The organism is Rhodococcus sp. APC 3903 (assembly GCF_030407755.1).
GTDB classification, from domain to species: domain Bacteria; phylum Actinomycetota; class Actinomycetes; order Mycobacteriales; family Mycobacteriaceae; genus Rhodococcus_F; species Rhodococcus_F erythropolis.
Genome location: NZ_JASDCV010000001.1, coordinates 473,899 through 490,853, shown reverse-complemented (window position 1 = coordinate 490,853; position 16,955 = coordinate 473,899). Strand labels below are relative to the sequence as shown.

Sequence of the window (16,955 nt, the reverse complement as noted above, 5' to 3'; positions counted from 1 at the left end):
ATCAAAGATTTCACCTTTTTGGCAGCTGCCTTTACTTGTGAGTCAGCGCACACTTGCTCACACACGCCCCACAAAGTGCGAGTTCCGTGCTGATCACCTCGGCCGGAACTCGTTCGACCTCGAGAGGAACCGGTACCGATGTCGATCGTCGTACTCGAGAACTACATCAACGGTGAATTCGTCGCCTCGGCCGCGACGGAAACACTCGACCTGATCAACCCCGTGGACGAGAGTGTGGTCGGGCGTACGCCGGTCTCCACCAAGGAAGACGTCGACGCCGCCGTCGAAGCAGCACAGCGCGCATTCGAGACCTGGGGTAAGACGACACCAAGCGTGCGGCAGGCCGCACTCCTCAAACTCGCCGACGCCATCGAAGCGCACAGCGACGAAATCGTCGCAGCCGAAAGCGCCAACACCGGCCAGGCCCACCAGATGATCGCCGACGAAGAGGTCAAGGTCGGAGCCGATCAGATGCGGTTCTTCGCCGGAGCCGCACGACTTCTCGAGGGCAAGGCGGCCGGAGAGTACATGGAGGGTTTCACCTCCTACGTCCGTCGTGAGCCGATCGGCGTCGTCGGTCAGGTCACTCCGTGGAACTACCCGTTCATGATGGCGCTGTGGAAGATCGGGCCAGCCCTCGCAGCCGGCAACACGATCGTCCTCAAGCCCAGCGACACCACACCAGGCAGCACGCTGGTCCTGGCGAAGCTCTCGAAGGGCATCCTGCCGGACGGCGTGTTCAACGTCGTGCTCGGCAACGGCGGAACCGGCGCGACGTTGGTGGAGAACCCGGCCCTCGGTCTCGTCTCGATCACCGGTTCGGTGCGGGCGGGCATCGCTGTCGCCGTGTCCGCAGCGCAGCAACTCAAGCGCGCGCACCTCGAACTGGGCGGCAAAGCGCCGGCGATCGTCTTCGGCGACGTCGACATCGAGAAGACCGCCACCGGCATCGCAGAGGCAGCGTTCTTCAACGGTGGCCAGGATTGCACCGCGGCCACTCGCGTGATCGTTCACGAGTCCATCCACGATCAGCTCGTCGAAGCCCTCGTCCGGAACGCCGAGAAGCTGCGCCCCGGCGCGCCTTCCGATCCTGATGCTTTCTACGGCCCGCTCAACAACATCAACCACTTCAACGCCGTGAGCGACAAGATCGCGAACCTGCCGGCGTCGGCCAAGATCGTTACCGGCGGAAAGCGTTCGGGCGAAACCGGATTCTTCTTCGAGCCGACCGTCATCACCGGCGTCGCGCAATCGGACGACATCGTGCAGGAAGAGACTTTCGGTCCCATCCTCACCGTCCAGAGCTTCTCCGACGAGAAGGAGGCGATCACGCTTGCCAACGACGTTCGGTTCGGCCTGGCCTCGAGCATCTGGACCAAGGATCACGGTGTCACGCAACGCGTCTCCGCCGCTCTCGACTTCGGCGCGGTGTGGATCAACTGCCACATCCCACTCGTTGCCGAGATGCCGCACGGCGGCTTCAAGTACTCCGGCTACGGCAAAGATCTCTCGGCATACGGAGTCGAGGACTACACCCGCCTCAAGCACGTCATGAGTTCGCACGACTGAGTCGCCGCCCCTCCTGCTGTGCGCCTTTATTAACCCCCCGCGGTTAATAAAGGCGCACAGCAGATTCCTCCAATCCGGAAAAGAGCCACCATGCGCCTTATCGTCGGATACCTCGCCACACCCAGCGGTAAAGACGGGCTGGTCCTCGGGGCCCAGCTCGCGCGCAGTCTCGGCGCGCAACTCGACATCTGCATGGTCCTCCCACCGGATCGGACACTGCCGGCCAAGGTTCCCTCGGAAGCCGGCTACGACGACATTCTCGCCGCACGTGCACACGACTGGCTCGCCGAGGCGAAAGCATCGGTGCCCGAGGACATCCAGGTGGAAGTACACCTGAGCTTCCACGAGTCGTTTGCTCAGGGCCTGCTCGACGAGGTTGACCGACTGAGCGCGCTGGCGATCGTGGTGGGAGCTTCCGGCGACGGTCTGCTCGGCCGTCACGCGATAGGTTCGGTCTCGACCGAACTGCTGCACTCCGCCCACGTCCCGGTAGCACTGGCTCCTCGCGGAACGCGGCACTCGTCGGCTACCGCAATACGAGAGGTCACCTGCGCGCTCGGTACCCGCGTCGGCGCCGACGTCGTCTTGAACACCGCCGTACGTACCAGTGAACTGATGCAGGTTCCGCTGCGACTGGTCTCGCTCGTGGCACTCGACCCCCAGAACGACCTGCGCGATCACCGCGACACCGCCGAGTCCGCCAGGGAGCGTGCACGAAATCACGCTCAGGACACGCTTGACATCGCAAGAGCGGCGCTCCCCGCCGAGTTCCCCATCGAGGTCATCATCGCCGACGGTTCAACAGTGGAATCGGCAGTGCGTCAACTGGACTGGCAGGACGGCGACCTCGTGATGGTCGGTTCCAGCCGTCTCGCGCAGCCCCGAAAACTCTTCCTGGGCTCCACCGCCGCCAAGATGCTGCGCGTGCTGCCCGTTCCCATGGTCGTAGTGCCCAAGCACGAATTCACCCAGCCGGAGGCACTGTCATGACCAGCACCGAACTGAGTTCCAAAGGCCTCGCCACCGGCAAGATCGGCATGATCTCAGGCGCAGTACTCGGAATCTCCTCCGTGGCACCGGGTTACACCCTGACCGCCAGCATCGGATTGATCGTCGCAGCGGTCGGCCTCAAGATGCCCGCCATCTTCATCGCCGGCTTCATCCCGATGTTCCTCACCGCGTACGCGTACCGCGAGCTGAACTCCGACACACCTGACTGCGGCGCGTCATTCACTTGGTCCACCAAGGCATTCGGGCCGTACGTCGGTTGGATGTGCGGCTGGGGCATGGTGATCGCCACCATCATCGTGCTCTCGAACCTTGCTGCCATTGCCGTCGACTTCTTCTATCTGTTCATCGCGCGAGTGGTCGACAATCCGTCGATCGCCGATCTGCCGGGCAACAAATTTGTCAATGTCGGCACCACACTCGTCTTCATCGCCCTGGCCACATGGATAGCGAGTAGAGGAATCACTACCAGCGAGCGCGTGCAGTTCGCACTCGTCGGCTTCCAGATGGTGCTGCTGGTCGTCTTCGCCGTCGTTGCACTGGTTCACGTTGGCGCCGGCGATGCCCCGGCCGGATTGTCCTTCGACCTGAGTTGGTTCAACCCGTTCAGCGGACTCGCCATCGGTGCGTTTGTCATCGGACTCACCGGATCGATCTTCGCGTTCTGGGGCTGGGATACCTGTCTCACGCTGGGCGAGGAGTCGAAGAACCCCAAGAAGACCCCGGGCCGCGCCGGTTTGCTCTGTGTCGCAACCATTCTCCTGACCTACCTGCTGGTCGCCGTTGCCGCGATGATGTACGCCGGCGTCGGTGAGGAAGGCCTCGGCCTCGGCAATCCCGACAACTCCGAGAACGTCTTCGGCGCTCTGGCCGACCCGGTCCTGGGCAACTGGGGCGGAATGCTCCTCTTCCTCGCAGTCTTCGTCTCTTCCGTTGCGAGCCTGCAGACCACGTTCCTGCCCGCCGCCCGAACCATGCTCGCCATGGGCGCATACGGAGCTTTCCCCAAGAAGCTCGCCGAGGTCTCGCCTCGGTTCCTGGTGCCGTCGTACGCCACCGTCGTGGCCGGCGCGGTGACGGCAGTGTTCTACAGCGTCGTCACGTTCCTCTCCGAAAGTGCGCTGCTCGACACAATCGCCGCCCTCGGTATCATGATCTGCTGGTACTACGGCATCACGGCATTCGCGTGCGTGTGGTACTTCCGCAAGACGCTCTTCGAGAGCGTACGAAACTTCGTCTTCCGGCTCGCGTTCCCACTCATCGGTGGTCTCATGCTGCTTGCGGTGTTCGTCATTTCGGTCCAGGAGAGTATGAATCCGGACAACGCCAGCGGAGCATCCATCGGCGGAATCGGCCTGGTCTTCTTCCTCGGCTTCGGAATCCTCATTCTCGGCGCGGTACTGATGATGGTCATGCGAGTGCGCAATCCCGAGTTCTTCGAGGGCAAAACCCTCAACCGCGACACAGAGGCTCTGCGCGACGAGAACGACCTCAGCGTGTCTTAGGAGACAGTAGGTTCGGGGGCCTGAGCGATCAGGCCCGCCATCAATACGCGCAAGCCGAATTCGAAGGCGGCGTCGGCACGTTCGGGATTTTTCCCGGATGTTGCCAACGCCGCCTTCATCGCGTCGTTGGCCTCGGGCCCCGATGCCCACTGGACATCCGGCGCCGCCAGATCCAACGCCGAACCGAGAACAAAACTGTCGACGGTTGTGATTGCGTGCAGCGTTTGAGCCGGGTCGAAGCCACCATCGGCGAATGCCTGCGCCAACGCGTTGTACAGGGTGAACGCCACACCGGCCTGCACCGTCTGGGCGGTGAAGAGCGGAATCAGGCGAGGATGTGCTGCGTAGCTTCGCCGGTACTCGGCTGCCAGCGCAGAGACGGTCTCGCTCCAGGATCCCGAGGCCGACTCCACGTCGATTCCCGCCATCAGCTGAGCCCTCATCAGTTCGACGATCTCGGCCCGTCCGGAAACGTGGTTGTAGAGCGACGACGGTCGCACCTTCAGTCGTGCGGCGAGTCCCGGCATGGTGAAGTCGCCGGATTCGTCCACCGACTCGATCGCTGCCTCGGTGATGATCGCCGGTGAGAGCAGTCGTTGCGATGGCCGCGGCATATGTCCTCCTGTAGTGATCCACACCGTTCGGGGCGCCGCAAAAAACAATTCCTCGAAAGTCCTTGATCAATCAGCGCTCACCCACCATACTTAACGAATCACATTCGTTTTACGTTGAACGTCGAATACCCGAGCACCGAGGAAACCCCATGCTGACGATCACCGCCCTCACCCCACCCGAGTCTCTGGCCGCGACTACGCCGTCCACGTCCACACCTCTGCGTGTAGGTCTCGTGCAACATCGCTGGCACGAGGACCAAGACGACCTCTACACCGAATTGAGCGAGGGCATTGCGTCCGCAGCGAAGCTGGGCGCTTCCGTGGTCTTTCTTCCGGAGCTGACGCTCAGCCGCTACCCCGCCTCCACCCCGGCCGGCGACAATCCCGGACGCGAAGCGGAAGACCTGCTCACCGGACCCACTCTCGCCTTCGCCGCCAAAGCCGCCGCCGCGAACCAGGTCCTCGTCCACGCATCGCTGTACGAGCGCAGTGAGGCCGAGGACGGACTGGGATTCAACACCGCGATCCTCGTCTCGCCCGAAGGTGAGCTTCTCGCCAGAACCCGCAAGCTCCACATTCCGGTGACGGCCGGATACTACGAGGACACGTACTTCCGCGGCGGTCCGGCGCAGGACGCATACCCCGTCCACGAGGCACTCGGCGCGAAGTTCGGCCTCCCGACATGCTGGGACGAGTGGTTCCCGGAGGTCGCACGTGCATACTCCCTCGCCGGCGCCCAGGTTCTGGTGTACCCTACGGCGATCGGCTCCGAGCCCGATCATCCGAACTTCGACACCCAACCGCTGTGGCAGCAGGTGATCGTCGGAAACGGTATTGCCAACGGCACCTTCATGGTTGTTCCCAATCGCCACGGCAGTGAAGGTCTCATCACCTTCTACGGTTCTTCCTTCATCTCGGATCCGTACGGACGCATCCTCGTTCAGGCTCCCCGCGACGAATCAGCAGTGCTGGTCGCCGATCTCGATCTTCGGCAACGTGAAGACTGGCTTGCACTGTTCCCGTTCCTGGCCACTCGCCGACCCGACACCTACTCGGCTCTGACCGCACCGGTGAACACTGTGGGAGCCAACCGATGACCTGGCGAATGCCCGCGGAAAGTGAACCGCACGAACGCACCTGGATGGCGTACCCCAGCGCCGGATACTCCCTCGGCGACACCGCCGAGGAACAGCACGAATCGCGCTCGACGTGGGCGGCCGTCGCCCACGCCGTCGCCGAATTCGAGCCGGTCACCGTCGTCGTCGATCCCGCCGAAGTCGAAGAAGCACGAAAGTATCTGTCCGAGAAGGTCGACATCGTCGAGGCGCCTCTCAACGACGCGTGGATGCGCGACATCGGGCCGACGTTCGTCCTGTCCGACGAAGGCCGTCTCGGCGGAGTCGACTGGGTGTTCAACGGCTGGGGCGCACAGGAGTGGGCGCAGTGGGACAAGGACTCGAAGATCGGCGCATTTGTCGTCGAACAATCCGGTGCCCAGTTGATCGACTCACCAATCGTCAACGAGGGCGGCGGTATTCAGGTCGACGGTCTCGGCACCGTCTTGGTCACCGAAACCGTCCAACTCGATCCGGGACGAAACCCCGACCTGACGAAGGCCGACATCGAGGCCGAACTCGCCCGCACCATCGGCGCCAAGCACGTGATCTGGCTTCCCCGCGGGTTGACTCGCGATCAGGAGACCTACGGAACGCGCGGACACGTCGACATCGTCGCTGCCATCTCTTCCCCCGGAGTGGTACTCGTCCATGACCAACGCAATCCGGTGCACCCCGACTACGCCGTCAGCAAGACGATCATCGAGTTGTTCGAAAGCTCGACGGACGTCGGCGGCCGGCCGTGGAAGGTCATTCGGGTACCCGCTCCCGAAATCCTGCGCGACGACGAGGGATTCGTCGACTACAGCTACATCAACCACCTCGTGGTCAATCGTGGAGTGATCGCCTGCAGCTTCGACGATCCGGCCGACGCCGAAGCGGCCCGGATCCTGTCAGCCGCTTACCCCGGACGCACTGTCGTCACCGTCGACGCCAGACCGCTGTTCGAACGTGGCGGCGGCATCCACTGCATCACCCAGCACCAGCCCGCTGAACAAGACTGACGGCGGCAGAATTAACGGCGACCTCGCATGTAGTCACTCACAACGGCTGCGCCGAGGCCGTCCAGGTCCGGCGCGATGACGCGTCCACCCACCCGGTGCGCCATCCGGTCGACCACCCTGGCCAGACCTGGATCCTCACCGAGGCGGAAGAACGTGACCTTGGCGCCCAGCCTGGCCACGGCGTCGAGTGCTCGAACCGTCAAACCGAGGGTTCGCGCACTCGGCGGGTAGTCGAACCTGGCTTCTCCGTCCGCTTCGAGATGAGCCGTCGGCTCACCGTCCGTGACGATCAATACCACCGGCTGCGCATTGGAATGGCGTCGAAGGTGTCTGGCCGCCAACAACAGTGCGTGGTGCAGGTTGGTTCCCTGGTCCCACGCGCCGTCCAAACCGGCGAGCTCCGACGGGCTCAGTACGTGCGCGTGGCGTCCGAAGGCGATCAACTGCAGCTCGTCGCTGCGAAACCGCGTGCTCACCAGATGATTGAGTGCCAGAGCGGTGCGCTTCATCGGCACCCAGCGATCCTCCATCACCATCGAGAACGACGTGTCCACCAACAGAGCCACCGCAGCCTGACTACGCTGCTCGGTTTCGGCCACCTCGACATCGACGACGCTCAGCCGCACCGGCATTCGGCCCGGGTCACGTAGGACGGCGTTGGTGATGGTTCTCGTGACGTCCCAGGGTTCGGTGTCCCCGAACTCCCATTCGCGGGAAGCTCCGGTCGGTTCGCCCATCGCACCTGCCCGACGCGTATCGCGTTGACCGGTTCGCGACGACAGTTGCCCGGCAACGTCACGCAGAGCGGTCTGTCCGAGCTGTCGCATGGCTTTGGGCGACAAGCGCCATTGACCGTCTGGTGCGCGATCGAAGAAACCCTGTTCCTGCAAAGCCTTTTCGAGATCGGCCAGGGTGCGAGCATCAGCGGCGGCTTCGTCGCCGAGTTGCCGCGCAAGTAGCTCGGGGTCGATGTCGTCGAGCGCTGCGCCGGCATACTGCTGCGACAGTTGATCTGCCAGCGATTCCAGCTCGGCGATGTCCTGCAGGGCACCGGTCCCCTCACCCAACCCCATTCCGTTGTCGCCGCGGAACTGTTGCGAACCTTCCCAGTCCTCACCCGGCCGAGCCGCCTGAAGGAACTGGTCGAGTTGACTCAGCTCACTCATCAGGCTCGGATCGCCGAACGCCTGCTGCGCCAACGCATCCAACTCGTCACGCTGCTCCTGCGAGAGCGAGTTACGCAATCGTTGTGCGGCCGCCGCGCGCTGCGCCAACGAATCCAGAAGTTCGTCGACGTTGCGCGGGTTGTCCGGGAAATACTGCCCGTGCTTGTCCATGAACTCCGCAAACTGCTCCGGAGTGTCGACGCCCCGAGAGTGCGCATCGAGCAGTTGATTCAGATCTGCCAGCATCTGGCGAATCTGCTCACGATCCTCGTCGGTAGCGCCCTCGAGTGCCTGCTTCATTCCCGAGAAGCGTTGATCGAGGACCTCACGTCCGAGCAGATCACGAATCTTCTCGTAATCCGCGCGAGCCTGTTCGCTGCGCCAGTTGTAGTCGGCCAGATCTTGCACGGCCTGAGCTGTCGACGGTGGCAACTCCTCGATTCGCATTTCGTTGAATCGTGCGTCGTCGTCGAGAGCACGTGCCAGTTCTTTGCGCTCTTCGAGCACCGCCTTGTCGAGAAGCTTACGAACCTCGTCGAGCGTTCCGTCGAGATTGTTGCGGCGTAGCAACTCACGTCGACGCCGGTTCGCCTGGGCAGCAAGGTCGTCGAGCCCGCGCATGTCTCGGTTTCCGCGGCGCAGGAGCTCCCGGAGGGCATGGCGCGGCGACGTGCCTGACAACACGTCGTCGCCGATTGCTGCCAAGGCCTCGCGCAGATCTACCGGAGGCGCCAGCGGATCGGGACCACCGTCGTACGGCCCGTACCGCGGATTGTGGATCATCACTGCCCCTTACGAATACACCGAGCGGCCGCCCGGGCCTTGATCTTTGGAGATCCGGCGCGCGAGGTAAAGCCCTTCGAGGGCAAGTTCGGCACCGGCGGCACGCTCGCCGTCGGATTGCGCGCCGAGGCGTTCGGCTACTTCGTCCAGGACCTCGAGGTCCGGAAGCTCGTCGAGAAACGCCTTGGCCGTGACAGATTCACCGGTGACGATCGTATTGCCCGTCTCCACAGCAGCAACCAACATCCCGAGGTCGATTCCGCCGAGTCGTACCCGAACCGTATCGGCGGTCGCGCGACGCAGCAGGTGCTCGAGCACCTCCAGTTCCCGTCCCTCTTCACCGGATTCGAATTCGACCTTGCCGCGAAGAACCTCGACCACGGACTCGAGATCGACGGGCCGTGCAACAGGATCGGCCTCGCCGAGCACCGCCGCGCGTCGTACCGCCGCTGCACTGACGGTTTCCGCGCCGGCGACGGCAAATCGTGCCGACACACCCGATCGCTGATCCACCGAGGTGGATTCGCGTAGCAAGCGCGTGAACCTGGCAAGAATTTCGAGAAGGTAGTCAGGCACCTCCGCGGCCAGGTGCGCCTCCTGCTCGATCACCGCGATCTCACCCGCCAACTCGACGGGGTAGTGAGTGCGAATTTCGGCGCCGAAGCGGTCCTTGAGCGGTGTGATGATGCGCCCGCGGTTGGTGTAGTCCTCAGGATTTGCGCTCGCGACCAGAAGGACGTCCAACGGAAGCCGAAGCGTGTACCCGCGGACCTGGATGTCCCGCTCTTCCATCACGTTGAGCAACGAGACCTGGATGCGCTCGGCGAGGTCGGGAAGCTCGTTGATCGCCACGATTCCGCGATGCGCGCGGGGCACGAGACCGAAGTGAATGGTCTCCGGATCGCCGAGGCTCCTACCCTCGGCCACCTTGACCGGGTCGACATCGCCGATCAGGTCGGCGACCGAGGTGTCCGGCGTTGCCAGTTTCTCGGAGTACCGCTCGCTGCGGTGTCGCCAGGCGATCAAGAGGTCGTCACCCAGTTCCTTGGCTCGACGTATCGAAGCCGGTGTGATCGGCTCGTACGGGTGCTCCCCCAGTTCCGAGCCTTCGATGACGGGCGTCCACTCGTCGAGCAGGAGCCCGAGAGTGCGAAGCAACCTCGTCTTTCCTTGACCTCGTTCGCCGAGCAGAACCACGTCGTGGCCGGCGATCAGCGCCCGCTCGAGTTGCGGGGCGACCGTGTCCTCGAACCCGACTATCCCGGGCCAGGGGTCACGGCCGTCCCGCAACGCGGCGAGAAGGTTCTCTCGTAGTTCTTCCTTGACACTTCGCTGTACGTGTCCGGAGGCGCGTAGCTCTCCGAGGGTTTTTGCGACAGTCACTACTCCACGCTACGAGTGTTTGCGGGGTTTCGCCTCTCGCCGAGGAAGTTCGGTCGCTCAGCCCTCGATGTTCTCGGGATTCATCCAGATGATTTCCCAGATGTGGCCGTCGGGATCCTGGAAGCTGCGGCTGTACATGAAGCCGTGATCCTGCGTCGCGTTACCTTCGGAACCGCCGGTCGCGAGCGCCTTGTCGACGAGGGTGTCGACGGCCTCACGGGTCTCGGCCGAGAGACCGAGCAGCGCTTCCGTCGACGTCGAGGTGTCGGCGATGCCCTTGGTGGTGAAGGTCTTGAAGAAGGGCTCGGCCAACAGCATCACGACGATGGTGTCACTGATGACCATCGACGACGCATTCTCGTCGGAGAACTGCGTGTTCTTGGAGTATCCGAGGCCCTCGTAGAAGGTGGTGGCCTTGCCGAGGTCCTTGACGGGCAGGTTGAGGAAGAACATCGGCTGCGGGTTTGTCGCCATGAAAGGTCCTTTCCGAGACTTTGCTGTGCGCCTTTATTAACCGCCGGCGGTTAATAAAGGCGCACAGTAGACCTAAACTCCACCCATGGATACCTGGGTGTTGCCCGCCATGCTCGGTCTCGGACTCGCCGCAGCGTCCGGAATGCGAACCTTCCTGCCGTTACTGATGCTCAGCGCTGCCGTCCACTTCGAACTGTTCGGGATCACCGTCGGCGAGTCGATGCGGTGGGTCGGATCCACCGGCGCGCTGGTGGCATTGGCAATAGCCGCGGTGGTCGAACTGGGTGCCGACCTCATTCCCTTCGTGGACAACGCACTCTCGGTGATCGGGAACGTCACCGGACCCATCGCCGGAGTGATCGCGGCCTGGGCGGCCTTCAGCCATCTCGACCCTGCGATGGCCGCGTTGGCGGGCATCATCGTCGGAGCACCGACGGCGCTGACTTTCAGCGCCGCCCAGACCGGCACTCGCGCGGTCAGTACGGCCACTACCGGTGGACTGGCGAATCCCGTCGTCTCCGTCATCGAGGATGTGCTGACTTTCTTCACCTCGTTGATCGCGATGATCTTGCCGCTCCTGATCATTCCGCTGCTCGCCGCACTCTTGTGGTTCAGTTGGCGTGGATGGCGACGTGTCCGGAGTCTGCGCACCGCCTGAACCTGTGGACCTGGTAGACAAGTCGTCATGTCCGACACCGAGATCTCGTTCCAATCCGGCGACGTCACCCTGTACGGGAGTCTTCGCCTGGCAGCCTCACCCGACTCCCCGGCGCCGGCCGCGCTGATTCTGGCCGGCAGCGGCCCCACCGACCGAAACGGCGACAGCGCACTCCTCGAAGGCGACATCGGAACTCTGCGGTTCATCGCGGATCTTCTTGAAAATCAAGGCATTTCAAGCCTGCGTTACGACAAGCTCGGCAGCGGCGAAACCGCCCTCGGCGACTACGAGATCGAGGACATCGCCGATCTCGGCTTCAACACATTCGTCGACGCCGCCTCCGACGGACTTGACTACCTCGCCGGACAACCCGGCGTCGATCCCGAGCGCTTGTTCGTCGTCGGACACAGCGACGGCGCCGTCGTCGCGCTGGCACTTGCCACGGCGAAAGAGGGCACAAGAGTCAGCGCCCTCGCACTGCTCGAGCCACTGAGTGTCCGGCTTCTCGATCTACTCACGACGCAGATTCACCGCCAGCTCGACGCCGTCGTCGGCGCCGGACAGTTGCCGGTCGAACTGGCTGACGAACTGCGCGTAGCGCTCGCCGACGCCGTCGAGTCTCTTCGGACCGAGGGCACGGTTCCGGATGATCTACCCGAACCGCTGCAGAACGCGGGACTCGTTCACGCCAATGCCAAGGCACTCGCCGAGGAAGACGCACTGGACCCGGTTGCGCTCGTAGCGGCGCTGCCGGCAGGCATGCCCGTTCTCACCAGCTGCTCGGACAAGGACATCCAAGTAATTCCCTCCGACGTCGCGGCACTCGACGCCGCGCTCTCACATACCGCGCTGACTTCAGTGCGGATGCGCAACGCCAACTTCGTACTCAAGGACATCGGCGAAGAACAGTCCACCGGGGCCGACTACGTCGCGCCGCTTCCGTACTCGGCAGAGTTCTCGGAGCCCTTCACAGCGTGGGTCCGCTCGTTCTCCAAATGACGTACAGACCGAACGTCCTCTTTTTCGGGTAGAAAGTTCCCTCCGCGAACCATCGCGGAGGGACTTCTGCTTTCTACGCCTGACCTGCAACGAAGGCTCTCTCAATCCAGCGAACCCGGGGACAGAAGTCACCCGGAGTTTACGTTCGCGGCGCTTTTTATTGGTGCGAACCCTCGATCCGTGCTGTACGGTCATCCATTAACCAGCAACGCCACACAGAAAGGAACGGACGTCATGTCGCTACACCCGAACTTTGCATCCGTACCTTCGTGGCGCAGCTGCACCGCAGGCAAGCACATTTTTTCGGCCGCAATGTCGGCCAAGCACATGGGCAACAAGCGCGGTGTACCCCGAGAATGATCCCCAGTTTCACCGGATTCGTTCTCGGGCACCCAGGGCAAACGCCTCGGGTGCCTTTTCTTTTACCTTTCACACGCAGGAGCACCAGATGAAACTTCGAGTCAACCAACTGTCCATCGCGCCGCCGTATGTCGATCTGCCCGGTGACCTCACCGGATACGCCGTCACCCTGGATCTTTCGCACTCCGATGCTGCCCACGAAGCCACCCTCGGCGCACTGATCAGCGAGATCCGCAGTCGCGGAGCCTCACGCGTGGTCATCACCGGCTCACCCCGCGAACTCCAGGGCACCCACAGCAGCGCAGCCTGAAAGAACCGGGCCGGCCTGAATGCAGAACGGGCCCCGAACTCCCGTTGAGGAGTCGAGGCCCGCTACCGAAGCAGAAAGTCAGTGCGCGAAGTGGCGCGCACCGGTCAGATAAAGAGTGACACCGGCTTCCTTGGCCGCGGCAATCACCTCGTTGTCGCGAACCGAACCACCCGGCTGCACAACAGCCTTGACGCCGGCGTTGAGAAGAACCTGCAGACCGTCGGGGAACGGGAAGAACGCGTCCGAGGCCGCAACCGACCCTACGACGCGGTCACCGGCTCGCTGAACAGCAAGATGCGCTGCATCGACGCGGTTGACCTGGCCCATACCGACGCCGACGGACGCGCCGCCGGAGGCCAGCAGGATCGCGTTTGACTTCACCGATCGGCTGGCACGCCAAGCAAATTCGAGGTCTGCGAGAGTCTCGGCATCTGCAGCCTCACCGTTGGCGAGAGTCCAGTTGGCCGGGTTGTCGCCGTCAGCGTCCAGAACGTCGCGCTGCTGGAGCAAGGTACCGCCAGAGATCGGACGCAGTTCGATTCCAGTAGCGGTCGGAGCCGCAGCCTTCAGAACACGAATGTTCTTCTTACGCTGCAGAACCTCGACAGCCCCGTCTTCGTACGAGGGCGCGATGACAACCTCGGTGAAGATATCGGCGATCTGCTCTGCCAGTTCGACGGTGACCTCACGGTTGGCTGCGATGACACCACCGAATGCACTGACCGGATCGCATGCATGCGCCTTGCGGTGAGCGTCGGCAATGTCGGTGCCGATGGCGATGCCACAGGGGTTGGCGTGCTTGATGATTGCGACGGCCGGATCAGTGAAGTCGTACGCTGCACGCCACGCTGCGTCGGAGTCCGTGTAGTTGTTGTACGACATCTCCTTGCCGTGCAACTGCTCTGCCTGAGCCAAACCTGCAGGCGCGGCCGGGTTTTCGTACAGCGCGGCGTCCTGGTGCGGGTTCTCGCCGTAACGAAGGACAGCGCTGCGGTTCCAGGTAGCACCGACCCAGGCGGGGAACAGCGAACCGTCCTCGTCAGCTGCGATCGTGCTCGTCATCCAGCTTGCAACAGCGACGTCGTACGACGCAGTGTGCTGGAACGCCTGCGCCGCAAGCACAGTGCGCTCACGCAAGGTGAATCCGCCACCGGCAACGGCAGTCAGGACATCGGCGTACCGAGCCGGATCGACCACGACGGCAACCGACGGATGGTTCTTGGCTGCAGCACGCACCATCGACGGGCCACCGATGTCGATCTGCTCGACGCACTCGTCCGGGCTAGCGCCCGAGGCAACCGTCTCGGTGAAGGGGTACAGGTTCACGACGACCAATTCGAAGGTCGCGATGCCGAGTTCCTCGAGCTGAGCGAGGTGATCCGGCTTGCGGGTATCAGCGAGGACGCCGGCGTGGACGCGCGGATGCAGCGTCTTCACACGGCCTTCGAGGCATTCCGGGAATCCGGTCAGCGCCTCGACCGGCGTCACGGGGATTCCGGCGTCGGCAATCTTCGACGCGGTCGAACCGGTCGAGACCAACTCGACACCGGCCTCGTGCAGGCCCGTGGCCAGCTCGATCAGACCACTCTTGTCGTAGACGCTGACAAGTGCACGGCGCACAGCCTTGCGTTCACTCACTGGGGATCACGGCCTTTCGTCCATCGGAAACCACTCCGCGCGTAGCAACAGCGGCGATGACGTCCGCCAACAACCGTCGCTCCACAATTTTGATGCGTTCATGCAACGAAGACTCGGTGTCGTCGTCATGCACCGGCACAGCTTCCTGCGCCAAGATCGGCCCGGTATCAACTCCGCCGTCGACGAGATGCACCGTGGAACCGGTGACCTTCACGCCGTACGCCAGAGCGTCGGGAACCGCGTGCGCGCCGGGAAAGGCAGGCAGCAACGCGGGATGAGTGTTGATGATTCGGCCGCCGAAACGCGCGAGAAAGCTGGGGCCGAGGATTTTCATGAAGCCTGCACTGACCACGAGATCGGGTTCGTGCTCGGCCACCGCTGCTGTCAGCGCCTCGTCCCAGGCGGCACGATTTTCATAAGTCTTGATCGAGACCTTGAAGGACGGGATCTTCGAGCCCGCGGCGTGCTCGGCGGCGAGGCAGTCACGATCTACACCGACGGCAACGATCTCGGCCGGGTATCCCTCGGCGTGCGAAGCGTCGATCAGCGAAGTCAACAGGGTTCCCGCGCCGGAAGCGAGTACGACTACCCGCGCGATCGAGTCGCGAAATTGGACCCCGTCGGGCATTGTCGGCTGCGGATTGTCGGCCGAGGCAGTCAGCGCACTACTCCTGAGAACTGGAAGATGATGCGGCCGGAGTATCGGCCGCATGACAGCCTAGTCGCTGGACTTCTGCGGCTTCGAGGGCAGGTCGGTCTCCGGCTCGGCCCCGGCTGGAGAGTCGGCTGTGGGGTCCGCCTCGGGTGCCGCGACAACCTCGGCGTCGACTACTTCGATCTCGACGGTTTCCTCTGTCACTACCTGCACGGGTTCGCCTGATTCCTCGACGATTTCCGCTTCGACGACCTTGGTGACAACGACCGCAGATTCCTGGGCCAGCACTTCGCCCGTGTTCTCGTCGTCCTCGTCTTCCGGTGTGGCCGCAGCCGTGATCGCAAGTTCGGGCTCGACTGTTCGAGCCGGTTCAGCCGTCGGGGGCGCAACCTCGTCCTTCATGTGTCCGCGGTGTGAGAACCACATCGCGAACAGCGCCGAGACGGTTCCGAACAATCCCAGCCACGCAAAAGTCAGAAGACCGAAGCCCCACCACAGGACCTCGACGGTGCCGAACTGCCCGAGGTCTCCCCCGGCAGCAAGAGCGAGCAGCGCCATGACGACCCCGGCACCGGCAGCTGCCGTCAGCACTGCGAGCACACTGTCCTGCCCGGCGATGCGTCGAGCGCAATCACGGCCGAGCATCATGCCCACCGCTGCCGGAACGATCAACAACACGGGCCAGATTCCACCGGCGACGCCTTCCGGAATCGCTCCGAGAAGGGGCAAGGGTGGCAGGTCACCGCCGATGTTGCCGAACACGCTGATGGAGACATTGCCGAAATCGGCCGTCGATCCCGTCATCACCGCGGCTGCGCCGACCACGAGGTTCGGCAGGTAGAGCAGCGACAACACCGTCAATCCCAGTACGCCGACAAACCCGTTGCCGCGCGCGAGTAGGTCACCGACCGTCGACCAGGACACGAGTAGCGACATTACGACGGCCACGGCGCCCGCAGCCAACAGCGCTGCCGACGCAGCCGTTGCCGGTCGAACAGCGGCAGATGCCCACGGCGGAATCTCGGCGACGACGCGATCCCAGTGCGCAGCAGCAACACCGACGGACGCGGCGATCAGGTGAATCCCGGCGACCCAGCCGAAAGCGGCCAACGTGTTGGGGCTAGACAGCGGAATGGCTGCGGAGGCGTCGGCGACCACGGCGAGAGCGATTGCCGTGATAGTCAACGGTCCGGCTACCGCGGCCCCCACCAGGCGGAGGGTGTCGTCACGGGAGTCGGTGTGCACCGCAGTCGACGCGCATCGGCGTGCAACCACCCACATCATGACGGCCGTCGGAAGCAATGGCAGTACACCGAGTTGGACGCCGCTGATAGTCGCCGGCACCTGGTGGATGACCAACCATGTGGTGGCAATGGCGCCGAAGGTTCCGGTCAGGTCGCTGCTCGCCGATACCAAGGTGACCACAACGACAGCCGCGATCAGCAGCATCGTCAGACCCGACGGCCGGAAGGCGACCGTCAGCAGCTTGCGCGCCAGGTCCGGGTTCGGTGCCGGGCGACCGCCGCCGACGCGGCCGCCGCCAGTACGACCACGTCCGGGTCGTGAGGACGCGGGACGGGACCGGGTGCCATCAATCAAAGAACTCATCCCCTCGAGGGTTTCACTCGATAGTGCGCCGCGCACTCAGGCGCGCCGTCGGGCTCACGGAATGTGGCCTCCACCCGCAGCGGGTCGGAGGCCACATTCATGTTCG

Annotated in this window: 15 protein-coding genes; 8 read left to right on the top strand and 7 right to left on the bottom strand. The window is 63.5% G+C overall.

All coding sequences use genetic code 11. The features are described 5' to 3' along the window. The first annotated feature begins 138 nt into the window (after positions 1–138). The 3 genes from QMA15_RS02370 (at position 139) to QMA15_RS02360 (ending at position 4,082) form a co-directional block, all read left to right on the top strand. A complete protein-coding gene (locus QMA15_RS02370) occupies positions 139–1,569 on the top strand; it encodes a gamma-aminobutyraldehyde dehydrogenase (protein WP_003946421.1) in 1,431 nt (476 codons plus the stop codon). Between the two features lie 90 nt (positions 1,570–1,659). Beyond that, a complete protein-coding gene (locus QMA15_RS02365; protein WP_019744740.1) occupies positions 1,660–2,559 on the top strand; it encodes a universal stress protein in 900 nt (299 codons plus the stop codon). Continuing rightward, complete coding sequence (locus QMA15_RS02360; protein WP_007727566.1) at positions 2,556–4,082, top strand: APC family permease; 1,527 nt, start codon at positions 2,556–2,558, stop codon at positions 4,080–4,082. Before QMA15_RS02365 ends, QMA15_RS02360 begins: the two co-directional genes overlap by 4 nt. Here QMA15_RS02360 and QMA15_RS02355 read toward each other — a convergent pair. Then, complete coding sequence (locus QMA15_RS02355) at positions 4,079–4,696, bottom strand: TetR/AcrR family transcriptional regulator C-terminal domain-containing protein (RefSeq protein WP_019744741.1); 618 nt, start codon at positions 4,694–4,696, stop codon at positions 4,079–4,081. The two genes, QMA15_RS02360 and QMA15_RS02355, sit on opposite strands and share 4 nt — an antisense overlap. Before the next feature lie 149 nt (positions 4,697–4,845). Here QMA15_RS02355 and QMA15_RS02350 point away from each other — a divergent pair, with 149 nt between their 5' ends. Together QMA15_RS02350 and QMA15_RS02345 are read left to right on the top strand one after the other, a co-directional pair. After that, a complete protein-coding gene (locus QMA15_RS02350) occupies positions 4,846–5,793 on the top strand; it encodes a nitrilase-related carbon-nitrogen hydrolase (RefSeq protein WP_029255930.1) in 948 nt (315 codons plus the stop codon). Beyond that, positions 5,790–6,815, top strand: a complete 1,026-nt coding sequence (locus QMA15_RS02345) for an agmatine deiminase family protein (RefSeq protein ID WP_069146406.1) — start codon at positions 5,790–5,792, stop codon at positions 6,813–6,815. The genes QMA15_RS02350 and QMA15_RS02345 overlap by 4 nt, the downstream gene beginning before the upstream one ends. A gap of 11 nt (positions 6,816–6,826) precedes the next feature. Here the strand turns inward: QMA15_RS02345 and QMA15_RS02340 are convergent, their stop codons facing one another. The 3 genes from QMA15_RS02340 to QMA15_RS02330 are packed head-to-tail and all read right to left on the bottom strand — an operon-like array spanning position 6,827 to position 10,621. After that, complete coding sequence (locus tag QMA15_RS02340; protein ID WP_041815135.1) at positions 6,827–8,764, bottom strand: VWA domain-containing protein; 1,938 nt, start codon at positions 8,762–8,764, stop codon at positions 6,827–6,829. A 9-nt stretch (positions 8,765–8,773) separates the two neighbouring features. Further along, positions 8,774–10,147 (bottom strand): ATP-binding protein, encoded by a 1,374-nt coding sequence (locus QMA15_RS02335; protein ID WP_069146407.1) that lies wholly within the window; start codon positions 10,145–10,147, stop codon positions 8,774–8,776. Positions 10,148–10,204: 57 nt separating this feature from the next. Further along, on the bottom strand, positions 10,205–10,621 hold the full coding sequence (locus QMA15_RS02330; protein WP_019744746.1) for a VOC family protein: 417 nt from the start codon (positions 10,619–10,621) through the stop codon (positions 10,205–10,207). An 85-nt stretch (positions 10,622–10,706) separates the two neighbouring features. On the opposite strand from QMA15_RS02330, the gene QMA15_RS02325 reads away from it, so the two are divergent. The 3 genes from QMA15_RS02325 (at position 10,707) to QMA15_RS02315 (ending at position 12,948) form a co-directional block, all read left to right on the top strand. Beyond that, a complete protein-coding gene (locus tag QMA15_RS02325) occupies positions 10,707–11,279 on the top strand; it encodes a DUF4126 domain-containing protein (RefSeq protein WP_046378988.1) in 573 nt (190 codons plus the stop codon). 27 nt (positions 11,280–11,306) lie between these two features. After that, positions 11,307–12,278, top strand: coding sequence for an alpha/beta fold hydrolase (locus QMA15_RS02320; protein WP_019744748.1), 972 nt, complete (start codon positions 11,307–11,309; stop codon positions 12,276–12,278). Between the two features lie 448 nt (positions 12,279–12,726). Next, on the top strand, positions 12,727–12,948 hold the full coding sequence (locus QMA15_RS02315) for a hypothetical protein (RefSeq protein WP_003946391.1): 222 nt from the start codon (positions 12,727–12,729) through the stop codon (positions 12,946–12,948). Positions 12,949–13,026: 78 nt separating this feature from the next. Here the strand turns inward: QMA15_RS02315 and purH are convergent, their stop codons facing one another. From purH to QMA15_RS02300, 3 genes are all read right to left on the bottom strand, one after another. After that, entirely contained in the window at positions 13,027–14,586 is a 1,560-nt protein-coding gene (gene purH / locus QMA15_RS02310; protein WP_003946407.1) for a bifunctional phosphoribosylaminoimidazolecarboxamide formyltransferase/IMP cyclohydrolase, read from the bottom strand. Continuing rightward, complete coding sequence (purN, locus tag QMA15_RS02305) at positions 14,579–15,214, bottom strand: phosphoribosylglycinamide formyltransferase (RefSeq protein WP_047888512.1); 636 nt, start codon at positions 15,212–15,214, stop codon at positions 14,579–14,581. The genes purH and purN overlap by 8 nt, the downstream gene beginning before the upstream one ends. A gap of 90 nt (positions 15,215–15,304) precedes the next feature. Further along, on the bottom strand, positions 15,305–16,849 hold the full coding sequence (locus QMA15_RS02300; protein WP_290283630.1) for a DUF6350 family protein: 1,545 nt from the start codon (positions 16,847–16,849) through the stop codon (positions 15,305–15,307). Positions 16,850–16,955: the final 106 nt, after the last annotated feature.